Raw genomic sequence first — 18,237 nt, 5'->3', positions numbered from 1 at the left:
GACTAGTTTTAAATAACAGATAGAAAATAAAAAAAAACGCCGCCCAAAACGAGCGGCGTAGAATTTGTACCCCCTAAGAGAGTCGAACTCTTGTTGTCAGATTGAAAGTCTGGTGTCCTAACCGTTAGACGAAGGGGGCTTTAACCAAACCATATGATATTAACACTTTGATTGCGCAAGAGCAAACCGGCGTGTCGCATCGTCTTGCTTTTTCACTCAAAGCGTAGCGTGAAAAAGCAAACCGATGCGAGAGCGCTGACTCAATGCTGAAAGCACAGTGCGCTTTCAGCGTCAGCGCGCCCGATTACGCTTTCTTTACTACCCTAAAGAAGCGTAATCCACAGACCAAAAAGGCTTCCGCTTCAAGCAAACCGATGCGAGAGCGCTTGCACAACGTGGAAAGTCCAGTGGACTTTCCAGCAAGCGCGCTTCCCCCAACTTTGTGTACTTATCTGGTACCTAAGTAAACAAAACCAAGAACACTTCCCCGATTTTGTTTACCAACACGCCCAATAAGTCCACAAAACCAAGAACAGGAATAGCAGAGATAACAATCAGTGCTTGTCGACGGCTTTGCCTCGACTCCTCCTACTCCATCTTCCACGACTTCTTCCGCGACCTTTCCGCTTATGCTGCTCAGGTTCCGGCATAGTCCAACCTTCTTGCAGCTCAGCATAATCGCCAACAAGTTCATCAATAATCATAGAACCCGAATTCACATCCTCGGCCTTTGCGTGAATTCCAGCTCTGCGAAGCATCATATGAGCAGCGCGCTTTTGATTAGGAAGCACAAGAGTTACTACGTCGCCTTCTTCACCTGCGCGAGCGGTACGACCAGAACGATGCAAGAAGGATTTAGGATCCTCAGGAGGCTCAGTTTGCACAACTAATGCAACGTCGCTAATATCTATACCTCGCGCAGCAACATCTGTAGCGACGAGCACGCGCACTAAGCCTTCAGAAAACACTTCCAAATGGCGATCGCGCTGACTTTGGGAAAGATTACCTTGCAAATCAACTGCAGGAATACCTTCCTGTACAAACTTTTTCGCCATATTCTTCGCCTGATATTTAGTGCGAGTGAAGAATATAGAACGCTTTTTGCCTGATGCTAGCTTTCGTAGAACTTCGTACTTGTCTCCTGCAGACACAGCGAAAATATGATGCGTCATAGTGTCTACTTGACTATCAGCATCATCCACAGCATGAATAACAGCATTTGGCAAGAATTGATTAACTATTGCGCTAACTTGCTTATCGAGAGTTGCAGAAAACAGCATGCGCTGGCCATCTGGTTTAACTTGCTCTAAAAGTCTTGTTACAGCTGGTAAGAATCCCATATCTGCCATTTCGTCTGCTTCGTCGAGCACGCTAACCATTACTTTTTCAAGCGTAAGCGCACCTTGTCGTATTAAATCTTCCAAACGACCTGGACAGGCGAGAACAATCTGTGCACCTTGCTTAAGTTGGGATATTTGACGTTGATATCGCACGCCACCATAAACAGTTACTGTTTTCATGCCATAGGCTGCAGCAAGTGGAGCGATTACGTCATCAATTTGATGGACAAGCTCACGAGTTGGAGCCAGAATCATTGCACGAGGTGCAGGAATATCATTGGATTCGCGCGATTTATGCTTTTTACCAGAATTGATTAGATCAACAAAATTCTCAGCTAAACGCGCAACAAGTGGAATAGAAAATGCTAATGTTTTACCACTTCCTGTACGACCGCGTCCTAGAATATTCGCGCCTTTTAGGGAATCCGGTAACGTGGCTTGCTGAATTGGGAAAGCCGTAGTTTTGCCATCTGCACGCAATACTTCCACAATAGGATTTGGAACGCCAAGTTGCGAAAAAGTGACATTTTCAGAATAGTTTTCACGAGATTCGATTGCAGAATCAGGTATTACTATTGAATTTTGCTTAGCTGAAGAACTGTCATATTTTTCAGCGAAATCTTGCTGTGCGTCGCGAATAGCCATTTCTTCGTATTGCAAAGCCTTCTCGCGAGACTTTTGACGAGCTTTATCCGCCTTGCGATTGCGCTCTCTGCGCGAATTAAACTCGTGATTGGAGCCATGACTGAACTCGCTATTGGAACCGTGATTAGAACCGTGATTCTTATGACTTGGCTGGTATTCAAAAGGATTGCGTTTTTTAGAGACTCTTTTCGACTTACGCTGCTCATTAGAATTACTAGTTGAACGAGAATTGTAAGAGTTACTTAATTTTGTATCACTATTTTTAACGCTACTATTTTTATTAGCGTTATTTGTTTTATTATTCATGCTGCTTTTATTATTCATGCTGTTTTTATTATTTGCAGCATTTTTAGTTTTTTTAGCACTGCGATGCATGGCATGCGCGTTATAGTGAGTGTGTGGCACAATAGCCTTTCATATCTTACTTTTATTTATATTTATTTATTTTATTTTTATTTATATTTCTATCTTATTTAACAGTGATGCACGTAATTATTACAAAATCGTGAACTAACTGAGCCTAGCATAAATTACTTTTTATTTCTATTAATAAACTTGGAATAAGCGTCATCGTCAATCACAACGTCTAAATCGCCAATCCATAAACATGGTTCATCTGCCTTGCAGAATCCATACTTAAAGAAGTAAAGACCATCGTCAACGCTTAACGAATAAACGCCACCCATATTAAATTTCTTTAAATTAAGCTTTTTAGCGCGCTGAATCAAATCCCAAATGCAAATATATCCTGGGCTAATCTTTCCACGCATAGTCTGAGTTGCTCCGTAAATGTACCACAAAGTGTCTTTATACGGAAAAGCAATCATGCTTGCAATAGGCTCCCCTTCGTACTCGCAAGTGCAAATCTCAATTTGTGGGAAAGCAGCCAGCAAGCGCTCAAAATATTCCTTAGGCCTATACGTAATACCATGCCTATTTGCCATAATTTCAGTAAGAGAATAAAAAGTATCTAAATCCTCTTGGCTTCTACTCCATCGTGTAGAAACACCTGCTTTAATGGCGGTTCTAATATGCCTTCTTGTCATTGAACTAAAGCCAGCCATCAAATCTTCTTCAGACTTTCCTTCAACAGTCAGCATAATCTCATAACGAGGATTTGAGAACGAATGAATATCTTCACCGTCGCTTCTAAAAGTAAAACCTTGATCCCTGTACTTTTTCACAAGATCTTGATCGTTTTGAACGCAAGGATCCATTCTAAGCAAAAACGCATTGTACTTTTCAAAAAGCGGTTTAGCTTCATCAATCAGCTTTTTAGTGGTTTCGATATCGTAAAAATCACAAACTGGCCCACGAGGAGCGTAAAGGAACATTTTATCGTCTATTGCTTTAATTCCTAAAACAGACATTGCAGCGCTGATTTTGTCATTTTCTTCAAGATAGACGTATTCATTAATCCAGTTATTTTTAACTTTTGCCCAGCTCATATCTTGCATTGCGTTAGAATATGGAGAATTCTTTATAAAATCCTCATATTCTTGAACCTTAGCAGAATCATTTTTATCAAGTATCGGCATTTGTACTCCTTTTAAGCTCAATACGTGATTTTACCGCGCATCGAATTGATTAAGCGCTAAGCGATGCGAATTATCCTCACACAGCTTAGCGCAAGATTATATTTTTAAGCTAACAATCTAACTAAGTTAACCGTACACTAAGTTAACCGTACACTAAGTTAAATTTAGCGCGTAAGCTTCCTATGCAAGCGATGCGGACGAGCAGCTTCCTCACCCAAGCGAGCGATCTTATTTTCTTCGTAAGCTTGGAAGTTACCTTCGAACCAGTACCATTTTGCAGGATTCTCGTCGTCGCCTTCCCACGCAAGAATATGCGTTGCAACGCGATCAAGGAACCAGCGATCGTGAGAAACCACAACAGCGCAGCCTGGGAAATCAAGTAAAGCATTTTCCAAGCTTTCCAAGGTTTCAACATCCAAATCGTTAGTAGGCTCATCGAGGAGAAGCAAGTTTCCACCCTGCTTAAGAGTCAAAGCCAAGTTCAAACGGTTACGTTCACCGCCGGAAAGCACGCCAGTAAGCTTCTGCTGATCCGAACCCTTAAAACCAAAGCTTGCAACATATGCGCGAGTAGGAATTTCAACGCCTGCAACCTCAATAAAATCAAGTCCGCCGGAAACAGCTTCCCACAAGTTTTTATTAGGATCCAATCCTGCACGATTCTGATCCACGTAAGAAATCTTCACAGTATCGCCAACAATAAGCTCTCCGCCAGAAAGAGGCTCCAAGCCTACAATCGTCTTGAAAAGCGTAGACTTACCAACGCCGTTTGGACCAATCACGCCAACAATACCGTTACGAGGCAAAGTAAACGACAAGTCGTCGATAAGCACGCGGTCGCCAAAAGCCTTGTGAATATGCTTTGCTTCCAAAACTTGCGAGCCCAAACGTGGACCTGCTGGAATTTGAATTTCAGAGAAGTCAAGCTTCTTGGAATTACGTGCCTCTTGCTCCATCTGATCGTAGCGTTCCAAACGAGCCTTGTTCTTAGCCTGACGAGCCTTCGGCGAGCTACGTACCCAATCAAGCTCGTTCTTCAAACGCTTAGCAAGCTTGGCATCCTTAGCACCCTGGATTTCCATACGCTTGGCTTTAGTTTCCAAATAAGTAGTGTAATTACCCTTGTATGGATAAAGCTGGCCGCGATCAACTTCACAAATCCACTCTGCTACGTTATCCATAAAGTAGCGATCGTGCGTAACTGCAATAACAGCGCCTTCATACTTGTGCAAGAACTGTTCAAGCCAAAGAATAGACTCTGCATCCAAGTGGTTTGTAGGCTCGTCAAGCAGCAGCAAATCTGGAGCTTCAAGAAGAAGCTTGCACAACGCCACTCGACGTCTTTCGCCACCAGAGCACACGGATACAGGAGAATCAGGATCTGGGCATTGCAAAGCATCCATTGCCTGCTCAAGCTGAGAATCCAAATCCCAACCGTTTGCAGCATCAATATCAGTCTGAAGCTTACCCATTTCTTCCATCAAAGCATCGAAATCAGCATCAGGATTGGCCATTTCTTCGCCGATTTGGTTAAAACGCGCTACTTTTTGCGCAATCTCACCAAACGCCATTTTAATGTTTTCGCCAACTGTTTTAGTTTCATCCAGTGGTGGCTCCTGTTGCAAAATTCCAACAGTGTAACCTGGAGTGATAGAAGCTTCACCGTTAGAAACGTTTTCCAAACCGGCCATAATTTTAAGCAGCGTAGATTTACCCATGCCATTAGGTCCAACCACGCCGATTTTCGCTCCTGGAAGGAAACTTAATGTAACATCATCAAGAATTACGCGATCGCCGTAAGACTTACGCGCTTTAATCATCTGATAGATAAACTCAGCCAAAGTAATATACCATCCTTAAAACGTTGGGATTCCAGCGTGCTGCATGCATAGACGAAAGCGTAACCTGAATTTAGCGCATTAACTTTGCAAGTGTTTGATTGCATAATGATACAAAATCCAAGCCAGAAAAAGTCAAGCTGGCAAATATCAAGCTAGCAAACACTACAAATTACGAGCAGATTACGCAAAAATAAAGTAAATCGCAAGCAAAAGCAGCAAAAGTACCGTTGGTTATTATCTCATGCTATCGATACATTAGCATTCAAAAATATCTACTGTATACAAGCAGGAGCCAGTAATAGGTATTTACGCAGTAATCGACGAGAATCTGCGCAAGTTTTCTACAATGCGAATCATGCGCTTATCCATTACTTTGCCGCCAAGAATTACGCCAACAACCAGCACAATTGCACCGTTTATTACAGACAGAATGCTTGCAATCCACAAAAGATTCATGTTAATAGCCACAAACGCAATAGCTGCAGCAATAGACGGAATCATGCATACTGCAGCAAGAAGCGTAAAACCTATTGGTGCAAGAGATCTAGCACCTGCGGAACCTTGCGGCCTAGAAAATGGCTTTTCAATTGATGCCACAGGGTACATTGCAATGCACGAAGAAACTGAGCCAATACCTATGGAAGCAAAAGCTACGCCAATTGGCAAAAGAGTCTGTAACATAACCGAACTTACACTTTGTTGAATATTTGCTACGAGGAAAAGGAAAACATAAAATCCTACTCCAAGAAGAGCAAAATACACAGCGCAAATCAAGGACCAAACTATTGCGTGCGCTAAGCGATCGCGAATGCCTTTTACGCCAATAATCGCGTGCATAGTAAAAGCTGTGCCATCGTAAGCAATATTGTTTCCAACAACCATGCCAATCATCAAAGCAGCATACATAAGCCAGCCAGATACGCCTAAACCATCTGCCAAACCCTTAAAGCCTACGGAACCAGTAACACTTGCAGTTGGAACTACCAGCATAAAAAGAGGCATAATAAGCAAAAATAGCTGGCGCATATCTCTTCTCATAACGCTAACAATTCGTGCAATAATCGCACCGACTGTGTTGTCTGGAACTGCTGCAAACAAGCCAATTCCCTTAGTTTTAACAACTGTTTTTTGCTCACCACGAAGCAACTTCGGCTCTAATTTTGCGCAAAACACGGAGATTGCAAAGCAAACGGCAATCGTTACAACGCAAATAAGGAAGCGAATAACAAGCGCAAGCCAATTGCCATTAATAGCATCAAGAGGCAAAGCCATAGCTGCACTTAATGGTGTAAAAGCAGATACAGCGCAGAAACTTGAGCTGATCACAATTTCATTTGGTGAACTACCATGCCCGTTCATTGATGCAACAAAAATCATGTACGCTATAAAAATAACAACGTAAAAAATGTTTCTCGAATGCTTGTTTATTAAAATAGTATCCAAAAGTTCAATAAGCATTTTACTTAAAGACACGATTGTTACAACGTAAAGCGGAGCCGCAATTGCACTTACTAAAACCGGCACAATTCCAAAGTTTCGGTACGCTAAAGACCATAAAGCAAGCGCGATTGTGCTGCTTATAGAAAGCGCTCCAAAAAGAGAGCCAAGAAGCATACCAGCTTGCTGCTTTACGTAAGGAATGCCGTAAAGCGCAAAACTGCGCGATTTTAGTGTTGTGTCGCTGCCAAACATAAACAGGTTTATAAACAGCGTAAAAATTGACGCAGCTGACGCAACCGTTATTGGAAGAGCTTGGAATTCCTGCCAATTTTTAGTATCTGGAAGCATCCCTGGATCAAGATACTTTCCCGCTTGAAAACCAGCAAAACCAAGAGCGCATATAATCGCAAGCCCAAAAACAATGACTATACCAAAGCCAATTTTTTGCCACATTGACTTTCGCATAACAGAAAAAGTAAGCGCCCAGCGAAGGCGAACCATTGTAAAAATCATAGACATTATGGCTCTCCTTTTTTAAGCGTTGAAATTGGTGGAATCGGTGCTAGGAGCGTTATCAGACTTGCCGCCGTTAAGCCAATCAATGCGCGCAGCCGCGTGACGTCCGCCAACAAGCTCCATAAAGCGATCTTCAAGATCTTTGCCTTGAGCCACCTCTTCAAGAGTGCCAGAAGCTGCAACATGACCTTCGTTAATAATTGCCACGTGCGAGCACATTTTTTCAACCAATTCCATAACGTGCGAAGAAATAATCACCGTTCCGCCAGTAGAAACATACTCGGCGAGAATATCCTTCAAATTTGCGCTAGAAACAGGGTCCACTGCCTCAAAAGGCTCGTCCAACACAAGCACGCGAGGACTGTGAATCATAGCTGTTGCAAGGCAAATCTTCTTAGTCATACCAGTTGAATAGTCCGAAACCATAGTGTTTGCGGCTTCTGTTAAGTCGAATGCAGAAAGCAAGTCGTTTGCACGACGAACAGCCTCAGCGCGGCTCATCTCGCGAAGCATGCCAGCATAAGTTAAAAGCTGAAGACCGGTGATAGTCCTGAAAATCTCATCTGCTTGAGGCATTAAACCGATTGCGCGTTTTGCGCTATTCACATCGCTCCAAACGTCGTTGCCAAAAATCGAAGCAGAGCCGGAATCCGGCATAAGCAAGCCAGTAAGCATCTTAATCGTAGTAGTTTTGCCGGCACCGTTCGGACCAACCAAGCCATAGAAAGAGCCTGCTGGAATATCTAAGGAAAGATTATCTACAGCAACTTTTTTACCAAAAGTCTTAACAAATCCGCGAATAGAAACAGCTGGAACTTCTTCGTTGCTATCACTCGCATCGCTCGAATAAGTGTTTGCGCCAAAAACTGGAACAGAATCTACCATAGAAACCTCACAACATACAGATAAGCGCACGCATTACGCCACATTATGCACAAGCGCGCGCTTATGAAAAAATCTATATTATCTTATCATATGCAAATTTTTTGCACAAACATTGCGAATCAGTGCCCAGTATGGTGAATTGGCTTCCACTCGCTCTTTGAAAATACTGCTTGGAAGGAAATAGGAACATACGAAAGCATAAAGATTGGGAAACTAAGCGCATATGCGAATAGCTCTTTGCCAGTAGCACCAAGTTTGCGGTGCTCAACAATCATTGTCAGAGAAACAAAGATCATCATTCCAATAACACTGCTTATTGTTGTAATAATGAAGTTACTTGCAGCTTCAATCTGGCTTGCCCAAGTCACGAATCCGAACATAGCAAATATAAATCCTAAAATAAGTCGAATAATCGCAAGAACCATAAATGGGCAGAGAACTAGAGAAAAATCAACCGATGAAAAATCACGCTCCTGAATACCATGCTTAATCAAAGCAGAACCGTAATAACGGAATACTTGCAAAAAGCCTTTACTCCAGCGTAAACGTTGCCTCCAGCTTTGGCTGAATGACACAGGCTGCTCGTCGTAAAGCACAGCCGAACCACAATACCCCACGCGATCTCCGTGCAAAATCGAATCCATAGTAAATTCGAGATCTTCTGTTAAAAGATGGAACTTCCAACCGCGATTCCTATGCATTATTTCGCGAGAGAACATGAATCCAGTTCCTCCAACGTGGCAGCTAGATCCAAAAAGCATCCTCGAGTTATTTGTAAATCGCGATTCGCGTATAAACCATAAAGCAGATCCAGACGATACCCAATTATCAGATAAATTAACGGAATTACGATAACTTGTAAGTATCTGGAAGCCTGCGTGGAATCCTTTATTCATCTCTTCGAAATAATGCTTATCAAGACGATTATCCGCGTCAAAAACGAAGTAAGCGTCGTATATTTTATCCTTCCCTTTTTCCATGATGTGATCAAGAAGGAAACTTAAAGCATATCCTTTTCCTATATTCTTTTTATCGAAACGCTCTAATACATTGCAACCAGCGTCACGGCCAACTTGAGCAGTTTTATCTGTGCAATTATCCGCTACAAGCCAAATATCTATAAAATCTTGATTGTACGTTTGTTCTTTAATCGAATTTATAAGATTTCCAATTACAGCTTCCTCGTTACGAGCAGATATTAATACAGCATAATGCTTATCCATAGGAGCATCTGGAAACTCAATTGGCTTAGCTATAAGTGACGCTACAGCGCATACGGCTTGATAAAGTACATTCGTTACGCCAATGATTATAACGAGTATGTCAAAAACATATAATAGTGTCATTTCTTCCACCCGCTCCGCGGATTGTTACGTGTGTTACTTTTACGTTTTGTACGCTTTATTGCTTTTTCAGAAGTCTTTTTTGTAAAATCTTCTTTTGTTTCATCTGATGAAATTCTATCAACATTCCTGACAGACGCACGCGAGCTTGTTTTATTTGAGTTTTTATATTCACGATTTATATTAGATGAATTTAGATTTTTCTTATTTAATTTCACTTCTTTATTTACAGCATTAAGCATTTCACGCGATATAACCATAGTTGAAAGTTCTTCAATATTGGAATTATTAACGCTATTAACGCTATTAACGCTATTTTCAGTAGTTTTACTATTTTCGCTACTTTTATTATTTTCGCTACTTTCACTACTTCTATTAGTAGGATTTTCTTTGTTATCAGTAGGATTTTCGCGAGAATTATTTACAACGCGAGAATTACATACAACGCGAGAATTATCTTTGCTATCTTCATACGAATTAACTTCATACGAATTAACTTTAAGCGAATTATCCTTAAGTGAATCGCTATCGAGCGAATCATTTTTATTGAATTCATAAGCTTGTTTGTACCAATAAAGCACTTCATCATTCATAGTTACGCGAGAACTACTTCCTTTAAGAACTCGCACAACGCTATCTCGAACAGGACGAACTATGCTATTGTCAATCGCTTCAGCTCCAGCAACCATAATTGACTTATGATCTGGCTTAGGATCTTCCATCAAAGGAGAATCAATTAAGTCATAACTCTTTGTATACACTTTAAAAATGGCTTGAAGACTTGCTGTAACAGGCAAAGCCAAAAAAGCTCCTAAAGCTCCAAATACTGCTCCTAAAATCAATACAGAAAGAAACGCAATAGCCGGATTCAAATCCATAGTTTTTTCTGAAATCTTAGGAGAAATAACCATATTTTCAATCTGCTGGTAAATCGTAACAAAAGCTAAAGTAGCTAATGCAGTGCCAAATCCATTTGAGCTCCAAGCGAATATAATAGGCAAAGCTCCGCCTAAATACGTACCAACAGTTGGCACAAATTGAGAAACAATTCCGCAGAATAACGAAAGAGGCAACCAATAAGGCACGTGCATGCAAATAAGGAATATTGCAGTTCCAACAGCATTAATTACGGCAAGAATAATTCTTGAAAAAAGAAAACTTGAAATTTGCTCTTGCACTACAGACCATATAAACACAAAACGACGCTGTGATTTAGGATTTAACCACCTGCAGAAACTACGACGCATTCTTGGACCAGCAGCAGAAATGTAATACGTAACCATAAGGATAGTAAGCAAATCAAGTAATCCAGAGAACAATCCCCAAGTTGTATTAAGAGCAAAACCTCCAAAATCAACTACCCAAGAAGTCTGTATATTTTTCAAAATTTCTATTACTAATTGCTCAATATTAGGTAGTTTTACGTGAGCAGTATGTTGCACTAATTTCGAGAACTGTTCATAAAGTTTAGGCAAACCAGTAATCATAGAAATAGCCTGCTGCACGAACATATTCCCAAAAAGTCCGAGCATAAGACCTACAGATACTATAAGTCCAAATAAAGTTACTCCGGAAGCAACACCCCTACGCCATCCATGTTTTATTAATCGCACTACAAGCGGTTCCATTGCGAGCGCAATAAACATCGAAACTATTACGTCGAATACTACGAAAGATATTTTTTCCCACGCAAACCACAGAAAAATAGCGATAAAAGCCATCATAACCACGTATAGCAATGCGCGGCCAAGCCAGTCAGGCGGTCGTCTATCATCACCTTTAACCGGGAATAAAGATGCTAAATCTATCTTGTCACTGCTTGAATTTTTTTCTTCACGGTCACTGACAGTATCTTCGGCGTAATATTTGGGATTACTCATAGGCTCTATTGTAATGTAAACTGCTATTTTGACCTAACTTATAAATGAATTATTGCAAATGCAAATCGCAAAAACAAATCACCAAAGCAAATCGCTAATATAACAGCAAAAACAACAGCAAAAACAACAGCAAATAAATTACAACTAAATAAATTTTCAGGAACACGAAACACAAAAGTAACGTGATAGTAGAGTTGTTGAAATCCAAAACAGCATATGCGCATCTAAACTATCTACTGAGTTTTAAGAAAGGAATGTGTCTCCATGACCACTTTGCAAACGAAAGAAGATGCCGCAGCCCTTATTGAAAAGGAAGGCATTGAATACGTATCCGTACGATTTACCGATTTGATTGGCGTTCAACAGCATTTCACTGTTCCAGCTGAAGAGTTCTTACACAGCGCTTTCACTGATGGAATGGCATTCGATGGTTCTTCTATGCAAGGCTTCCAGGCTATTAACGAATCAGATATGAAGCTTATCCCAGATGTTGATACTGCTTATATTGATCCATTCCGTAAGCATAAGACTTTAAACGTTGCTTTCTCTATTGTTGACCCTGTAACAGATGAGCCATATTCTAGGGATCCTCGTCAGGTTGCTATTAAAGCAGAGTCTTATTTGAAGTCCACTGGCATTGCAGATACAGCAAGTTTTGCCCCAGAAGCTGAGTTCTTCATTTTTGATAAGGTGCGTTTTGCTAACGATATGCAGCGCTCATTCTATGAGGTTGATTCTAACGAAGCTCCTTGGAATTCTGGAATCGACACTGAAGATGACGGCAGCAACAATATTGGTTTCAAGAATCGCGTAAAGCACGGCTACTTCCCTGTGCCACCAGTAGATCACAATCAGGATTTGCGCGATGACATGGTTTACAATTTGCAAAAGGTTGGCTTGATTCTTGAGCGTTCTCACCACGAAGTTGGCGGTGCAGGTCAGCAGGAAATCAACTACCGTTACAATACGCTTGTTCACGCTGGCGACGATTTGATGAAGTACAAGTATGTGGTTCATGAAACTGCTGCTTTAGCTGGTAAGGCTGCAACATTTATGCCAAAGCCAATTGCTGGAGATAACGGCACCGGCATGCACTGCCATCAGTCTCTTTGGAAAGATGGCAAGCCACTGTTCTATGCAGAAACTGGTTACGCTCAGCTTTCTGATATTGCACGTTGGTACATTGGCGGTTTGATTAAGCACGCTTCTTCTGTGCTTGCATTTACGAATCCTTCGCTTAACTCTTACCACCGCTTGGTTCCAGGCTACGAAGCTCCAGTCAACTTGGTTTACTCTGCTCGTAACCGTTCTGCAGCTATTCGTATTCCTCTTGCTGGTGATGCTCCTGCAGCTAAGCGCATTGAGTTCCGCGCACCGGATCCTTCTTGCAACCCATTCTTGGCGTTCTCTGCTCAGCTTATGGCAGGCTTGGATGGCATTATGAACCATATTGAGCCTCCAGCTCCTGTTGACAAGGATTTGTATGAGCTTCCTCCAGAGGAGCACGAGGGCATTAAGCAGGTTCCTTCTTCGCTTGGCGAAGCTTTGCAGGCTTTGGAAGAAGATCACGACTTCCTTATGCAAGGAGACGTTTTCACAAGCGATTTGATTGATACTTGGCTTGATTTGAAGCATGGCGAAATGGATATGGCTCGCTTGGCTCCAACTCCATTAGAGTATGAGCTTTACTTCCATATCTGATTTTTAAGCATTAATTATTAGTAAGGGGTTTGCGGACTGCTACAAAAGCAATTCACAAACCCCTTAATATTTTGCTATTTAATATTTAGATACTTAATATTTTGCTATTTAATATCTTTAATATCTAGTTGATACTTATATCTAGCTACTACTTAATAAACGAATCCTTTAAGCTTTCAAATGCAACATCCGCAACAACAGGCACAATCATAGGACGTCTGCGCAAAGTGCGCGCAATCCACGTGCCAAGTACTCTGCGCATAATCTGCTGAAGCTTATAAGTATCACGCTCGCCGTTCATCATTGCATCTTCTAATTGCTGAACAATTTGATGGCGAATCTTATCAAAATCAGACTCATCTTCAGCCATAGCGTTAACGAAAATCTTCGGACCAGTTACAACATCGCAGCTATCAGTATCAACTACAACAAAGCTCGAAACGAATCCTTCTGTGCCCAAAATCCTACGCTTTTCAAGCTCTTCATCTGTAAGCTCACCCACAGAATCGCCGTCAACATACACATAACCGCAAGGAACTGATCCAACTACAGCAGCGCGACCGTGATACAAATCAACAACATCACCGTCTTCAGCTAAAACAACATTTTGAGGATCAACACCAGTTTTAACAGCAATTAAGCCATTAGCAACAAGATGTCTGTGCTCGCCGTGAATTGGCATAGCGCATTTTGGCTTCACAATGTTGTACAAATACAGAAGCTCGCCTTCATTGCAATGTCCAGAAACATGAATAGCAGCATTATCTTTGTTTATAACTCGCGCACCCATTTGAACAAGCTTGTTAATAACCTTATAAACTTCATGCTCATTACCAGGGATAAGCGAGCTTGCAAGAATCACAGTATCGAATTCGTTAACAGTGATATCCTTGTGATTCCCATCTGCAATTCGCCCAAGCGCAGCCATAGGTTCGCCTTGAGAACCGGTGCACATATACACTAACTTATCGTCTTGTATATCTTTAGCTTGCTTTAAATCTACAACAGTATTTTCTGGAATATGCAAATACCCCAAATCAGCTGCAATAGACATATTGCGAATCATAGAACGGCCAACAAAAACAACTTTACGACCAAACTTATGAGCTGCATCCACTACTTGCTGTACGCGATGCACGTGGCTAGAGAAGCTTGCAACGATAATCTTTCGAGTTGCTTCAGAAAAAGCTCGATCCAAAGCAGGACCAATAGTGGTTTCAGGCTTCACAAAACCTGGAACTTCAGCATTAGTAGAATCAGCCATAAGCAAGTCAATACCCTGCTCACCTAAACGCCCAAACTCAACTAAATCAGTAATACGATGATCTAGCGGAAGCTGATCTAACTTAATATCTCCAGTATCAATAATCGTTCCAGCAGGAGTTTTAACACACACAGCAAGAGCGTCTGGTATAGAGTGCGTAACATTGATGAATTCCAAGTTGAAAGGCCCAACCTTAAGCTTTTCTCTGCCTTCTACTTGAATCATCTTAGGATCAATCTTATGTTCCTTACATTTAGCTTCAACAAAAGCCAAAGTGAGTTTGGATCCAATAAGAGGAATATCAGGACGCATCCTCAATAAATAAGGAACGCCACCAATATGGTCTTCGTGTCCGTGAGTTAAAACTAAAGCTTCAACTTTATCTAAACGATTTTGTATATAGTGGAAATCAGGCAGAATTAAATCCACACCAGGCTGTTCTTCTTCTGGGAATAAAACTCCGCAATCTATAAGAAGAATATGACCGTTATATTCAACTACATTCATGTTACGGCCAATTTCACCAAGTCCGCCTAATGGAACTATACGCATAGAACCTTTGCGATACTTTGGAGGAAGCACTAATTCGCCTTCACGCTGATCATTTACAACAGGTGGAAGAATATTAGCACGCGAAGTTTTAACGTTTTTACGAGATTCTGCTTTACCTGCTTTAGATTCCTCACGCTCTATTATTTCTTTATCTTTTTTCACTAACTTACTCGTACTTTTCTTAAATTATTATTAATTGGTTATATCTATACAAATACTTTTAAATACGCTTATCGTGAACGCAAGATTAGTATTATAACAACAATCAACGCAATTACAAAAAGAATTGCGAGTAAAACAACTGCCGCAAATATAGCTACACCCATGGCTCCTAATACATGCGTACCAGTTATTAATTGCAAAGCATTGTATAACATTATTTACTTTTCTTCGCTATCTGGATCTTCGTGGAATACTTCGGTTTCGTCTACATCAGACTCGAAAGATTCTGCAGACTCAGAAGATTCAGTTTCACCAGTTTCAGATCCTTCAGAAGCTTCAGATTCCTCAGAAGCAGCATCGGCAACTTCAGATTCACCTTCCACAGCTTCAGGATTACTATTGCTCATCTTCTTATTTCTGATAGTTTTAACAACGAAATTTATGATAGCAATTAAAATACCGATAACAGCTACAACAAGAGCGAAAATAAGAATACGCAAAATTGCAGCACCAGTTATAGGCAAAGAAGCTTGTGCTACTTTACTAGCTTCAACTAATTTTCCAGAAACAATTTCTTCAATTCCAAACATAACATTCCCCCTGCTTCTTAAAACAGTACATGTACTTTTGTTCTAATCATACAACTTGTATTCGCCTTTTACCAAGAATTATCACAATAAACCATCCTAAAACAGCAAACGGAATCGCTATAAGCGTTGCAACCCAAGGAACAGACATACCAACATGCACATTCCATGCGTCAATAACTGCACCTGCAGCCATAGATCCCAGGGAAGATCCGATAGCAGAAGCCGTAGGAAGCCAAGAAAGACCTTCAGTAAGAGAATATTCTGGAACTGTCGCTTTAACAATTAAATTAGCTGTAGCGAAAATTGGCGAAACACATAAACCTGAAAGTACTTCGAAAATACTTAACACGATTAAACGATCCAGATTAATACTCATAAGAACGTATCCAAGTGTAAGGAAAATAAGGAATACTATTAAATGAGACCAATTAGATCCGCGGAATTTATGCGAGCCAAAAATCATTGCGCCAACAAGAGAACCGCAAGCAAATAATGCTAACTGCATGCCGATATGATTTTCTAAACCTTGAGCTTTCAAAGCTGCAGTAACTGAAAGATCAAAAGCGCTAAAGCTCATGTTAAAAATCAAAAACATAATTAGCAAAGGTATAATACCTCGATAAAGCAGCACGTTTTTTGACTTTTTTCTAGGTTTAGACGTACGCAATTGCTTCAAAGTCAGCTTGTCAAGCAAACCAGCGTTATATTTTTTATCCCTAACGTCCCTAACAGCATCACGTACATCAATATCATTTGAAGAAGCAGATTCCACTTCAACAACTTCCATAACAGCAGGTTGAGTATTACGCAAAGAGAAGAACCAAGTGCCGCCAATTCCGCTAGCAAAAACTGGCACAAATAATTGCGATACTGGGTGAACAGATGTTGCTAACCATGCTGAAAGAATAGGTCCGAAAATAAATACTATTTCGTCAATTCCAGATTCGAGAGCATACGCAGTATTGAGCAAAGAATCGTCTTTTTCAGAACGCAAAGTATAAGCCCATCTAGTACGCACAAGCGCACCAAAAGCAAATTGCGTAACACCCATAATTATTGCGAGCGCAAACAATAAAGTTAAAGATACGTGGAAAAGCACAGCTGTAGCAAATGCAAGCATTGCAATTACTTGAATTGTTAGAGCTACAGTACCAATTTTCTTTTGGCCAAATCTATCAAAAAGCTTTGCATATAAAGGCGTTACCGCAGCTTGCGCCAACACATATGCGGCCGCCATTGCTCCAGCAACAGTCCAATTATTGTAAAGATTATTTATAGCAAGTACTATTCCCAAGCCCATCATAGACATTGGCAATCGAGCAAGAGCACCTGACAAGCAAAATGATTTAACCCCTCTATACGCAAAAAGACGCGCATATTTTGCTTTCGCTGCAGGTTTCTTATTCAATGTTGACGATGTCATACATTCAACTCCCAGTAGCAACAATAAGTAGATAAAAGATAACTTAATTTAAAGATAAATATCGATTTTAAGATAAATATCCTTAAATTATTTAAATCCCGTAATTTATTTACTGTTTATTGTTTGTTATTCGTTTGTTATTTACTATTCGTTTGTTATTTACTATTCGTTTGTTATTTAATCTTTCAACGCTTATGAGAATGAGAAGATTTAATTAACGGCTCACCTGAATAAATAAATAAATCACTTACCAAATTTTTAACGCATTCAGCTTCTTTAGGATGATCTTGATGCATCCATTCAGCGTCTCTTCTCAAGCCATAATAATCATAAAAACTCACATCGCAAGCAGTATCGGTATGCAAATAATAACGATTCACTCCGCGATGACGCAAATGGCTCATAGTCTTAGACCACAATCCTGCGCCAACTCCCTTTCCTCGAGAATCAGGCGATACTACGAAAAGCTCTAATTCAGCTTGAGTTAAATCGTTAATATGAGATCTAGCTTCCAACTTAATTTCGATCTCACGCATTGTTTCAGCTCCAGCTAAAGCGTTTAAATACCTATCATCTTTGGCATTCTTCATAAGAGATTCTTGCTTTTCCAACATATTTGAAACTTCTGGGAAAAGTAATTCATCACCAAAAACGCGAGTTAATAATAAGCCTAATAATTTATCATCATCATATGCCATAACGCTATACGTAGAAGGCGCTAAATAATGCAATACAAATCTGCGAGAAAGCTCCAACGACGCTTCCGATCCAACAACTTTAGCTATACCCCACGTACGCTCATATTCGTCTACTACAGCATCGATATCACCCAAACCCATCGGGCGAAATTCAACAGCCATTTTACATCCTCAACTTTTTAACACTATTAATGCTAAATATGCAATGCACAATACGCGTATCTCCTATGCATATGAAATATACACGGCATAGACATGAAATACACATGACATACGTAATGCACAAATACTTACAGGCTAATTATTTGTTATGAATACAATTTAATTATGCATAAAATTTTGACCAAAAGATAGACTTTCTTACACATTTTTATGCATATTTACATATTATTCATACATTTTGCTGATTACACATCTTA

At 40.5% G+C, this 18,237-nt stretch carries 12 protein-coding genes and 1 tRNA gene; 1 reads left to right on the top strand and 12 read right to left on the bottom strand.

What is annotated here, in order from left to right; genetic code table 11:
• Positions 1-67: 67 nt before the first annotated feature.
• The 8 genes from BFS05_RS04765 to BFS05_RS04730 all read right to left on the bottom strand — a co-directional run bounded on the left by BFS05_RS04765 (position 68) and on the right by BFS05_RS04730 (position 11,428).
• A tRNA-Glu gene (locus tag BFS05_RS04765) sits at positions 68-139 on the bottom strand.
• Positions 140-554: 415 nt separating this feature from the next.
• Positions 555-2,390, bottom strand: a complete 1,836-nt coding sequence (locus BFS05_RS04760; protein ID WP_103084852.1) for a DEAD/DEAH box helicase — start codon at positions 2,388-2,390, stop codon at positions 555-557.
• A gap of 125 nt (positions 2,391-2,515) precedes the next feature.
• Positions 2,516-3,523 (bottom strand): lipid II:glycine glycyltransferase FemX, encoded by a 1,008-nt coding sequence (locus BFS05_RS04755; protein ID WP_103084851.1) that lies wholly within the window; start codon positions 3,521-3,523, stop codon positions 2,516-2,518.
• Positions 3,524-3,687: 164 nt separating this feature from the next.
• The gene (gene ettA / locus BFS05_RS04750; RefSeq protein ID WP_103084850.1) at positions 3,688-5,364 is read right to left on the bottom strand and encodes an energy-dependent translational throttle protein EttA; all 1,677 of its coding nucleotides are present in this window, start codon (positions 5,362-5,364) and stop codon (positions 3,688-3,690) included.
• Between the two features lie 306 nt (positions 5,365-5,670).
• Positions 5,671-7,323: a hypothetical protein gene (locus BFS05_RS04745; protein WP_180978608.1), complete on the bottom strand. Its 1,653-nt coding sequence runs from the start codon at positions 7,321-7,323 to the stop codon at positions 5,671-5,673.
• A 15-nt stretch (positions 7,324-7,338) separates the two neighbouring features.
• A complete protein-coding gene (locus BFS05_RS04740) occupies positions 7,339-8,205 on the bottom strand; it encodes an ABC transporter ATP-binding protein (protein WP_103084849.1) in 867 nt (288 codons plus the stop codon).
• Positions 8,206-8,324: 119 nt separating this feature from the next.
• Positions 8,325-9,551 carry a glycosyltransferase family 2 protein gene (locus BFS05_RS04735; protein ID WP_103084848.1) on the bottom strand — a complete coding sequence of 409 codons (1,227 nt, stop codon included), beginning with the start codon at positions 9,549-9,551 and terminating at the stop codon, positions 8,325-8,327.
• A complete protein-coding gene (locus BFS05_RS04730; protein WP_103084847.1) occupies positions 9,548-11,428 on the bottom strand; it encodes an AI-2E family transporter in 1,881 nt (626 codons plus the stop codon). Before BFS05_RS04730 ends, BFS05_RS04735 begins: the two co-directional genes overlap by 4 nt.
• 264 nt (positions 11,429-11,692) lie before the next feature.
• Here BFS05_RS04730 and glnA point away from each other — a divergent pair, with 264 nt between their 5' ends.
• Positions 11,693-13,129: a type I glutamate--ammonia ligase gene (gene glnA, locus BFS05_RS04725; protein WP_103084846.1), complete on the top strand. Its 1,437-nt coding sequence runs from the start codon at positions 11,693-11,695 to the stop codon at positions 13,127-13,129.
• A gap of 148 nt (positions 13,130-13,277) precedes the next feature.
• On the opposite strand, the gene BFS05_RS04720 is transcribed toward glnA, so the two are convergent.
• The 4 genes from BFS05_RS04720 to BFS05_RS04705 all read right to left on the bottom strand — a co-directional run bounded on the left by BFS05_RS04720 (position 13,278) and on the right by BFS05_RS04705 (position 17,980).
• A complete protein-coding gene (locus BFS05_RS04720) occupies positions 13,278-15,107 on the bottom strand; it encodes a ribonuclease J (protein ID WP_258004258.1) in 1,830 nt (609 codons plus the stop codon).
• Between the two features lie 218 nt (positions 15,108-15,325).
• A complete protein-coding gene (locus BFS05_RS04715; RefSeq protein ID WP_103084845.1) occupies positions 15,326-15,697 on the bottom strand; it encodes a hypothetical protein in 372 nt (123 codons plus the stop codon).
• Between the two features lie 46 nt (positions 15,698-15,743).
• Positions 15,744-17,120, bottom strand: coding sequence for an MFS transporter (locus tag BFS05_RS04710; protein WP_103084844.1), 1,377 nt, complete (start codon positions 17,118-17,120; stop codon positions 15,744-15,746).
• 185 nt (positions 17,121-17,305) lie between these two features.
• Entirely contained in the window at positions 17,306-17,980 is a 675-nt protein-coding gene (locus tag BFS05_RS04705; RefSeq protein WP_103084843.1) for a GNAT family N-acetyltransferase, read from the bottom strand.
• Positions 17,981-18,237: the final 257 nt, after the last annotated feature.

This window comes from Gardnerella coleohominis (assembly GCF_002896555.1).
In the GTDB taxonomy this organism is placed as follows: Bacteria; Actinomycetota; Actinomycetes; order Actinomycetales; family Bifidobacteriaceae; genus Bifidobacterium; species Bifidobacterium vaginale_F.
This window is presented reverse-complemented; position numbering and strand designations above follow the sequence as displayed.

Excerpts from the sequence above, each read along its gene's own strand:
- BFS05_RS04755 (WP_103084851.1), bottom strand. The coding sequence starts at position 3,523 with ATGCCGATACTTGATAAAAATGATTCTGCTAAGGTTCAAGAATATGAG.
- BFS05_RS04745 (WP_180978608.1), bottom strand. The coding sequence starts at position 7,323 with ATGTCTATGATTTTTACAATGGTTCGCCTTCGCTGGGCGCTTACTTTT.
- BFS05_RS04740 (WP_103084849.1), bottom strand. The coding sequence starts at position 8,205 with ATGGTAGATTCTGTTCCAGTTTTTGGCGCAAACACTTATTCGAGCGAT.
- BFS05_RS04735 (WP_103084848.1), bottom strand. The coding sequence starts at position 9,551 with ATGACACTATTATATGTTTTTGACATACTCGTTATAATCATTGGCGTA.
- BFS05_RS04730 (WP_103084847.1), bottom strand. The coding sequence starts at position 11,428 with ATGAGTAATCCCAAATATTACGCCGAAGATACTGTCAGTGACCGTGAA.
- glnA (WP_103084846.1), top strand. The coding sequence starts at position 11,693 with ATGACCACTTTGCAAACGAAAGAAGATGCCGCAGCCCTTATTGAAAAG.
- BFS05_RS04715 (WP_103084845.1), bottom strand. The coding sequence starts at position 15,697 with ATGTTTGGAATTGAAGAAATTGTTTCTGGAAAATTAGTTGAAGCTAGT.
- BFS05_RS04710 (WP_103084844.1), bottom strand. The coding sequence starts at position 17,120 with ATGACATCGTCAACATTGAATAAGAAACCTGCAGCGAAAGCAAAATAT.
- BFS05_RS04705 (WP_103084843.1), bottom strand. The coding sequence starts at position 17,980 with ATGGCTGTTGAATTTCGCCCGATGGGTTTGGGTGATATCGATGCTGTA.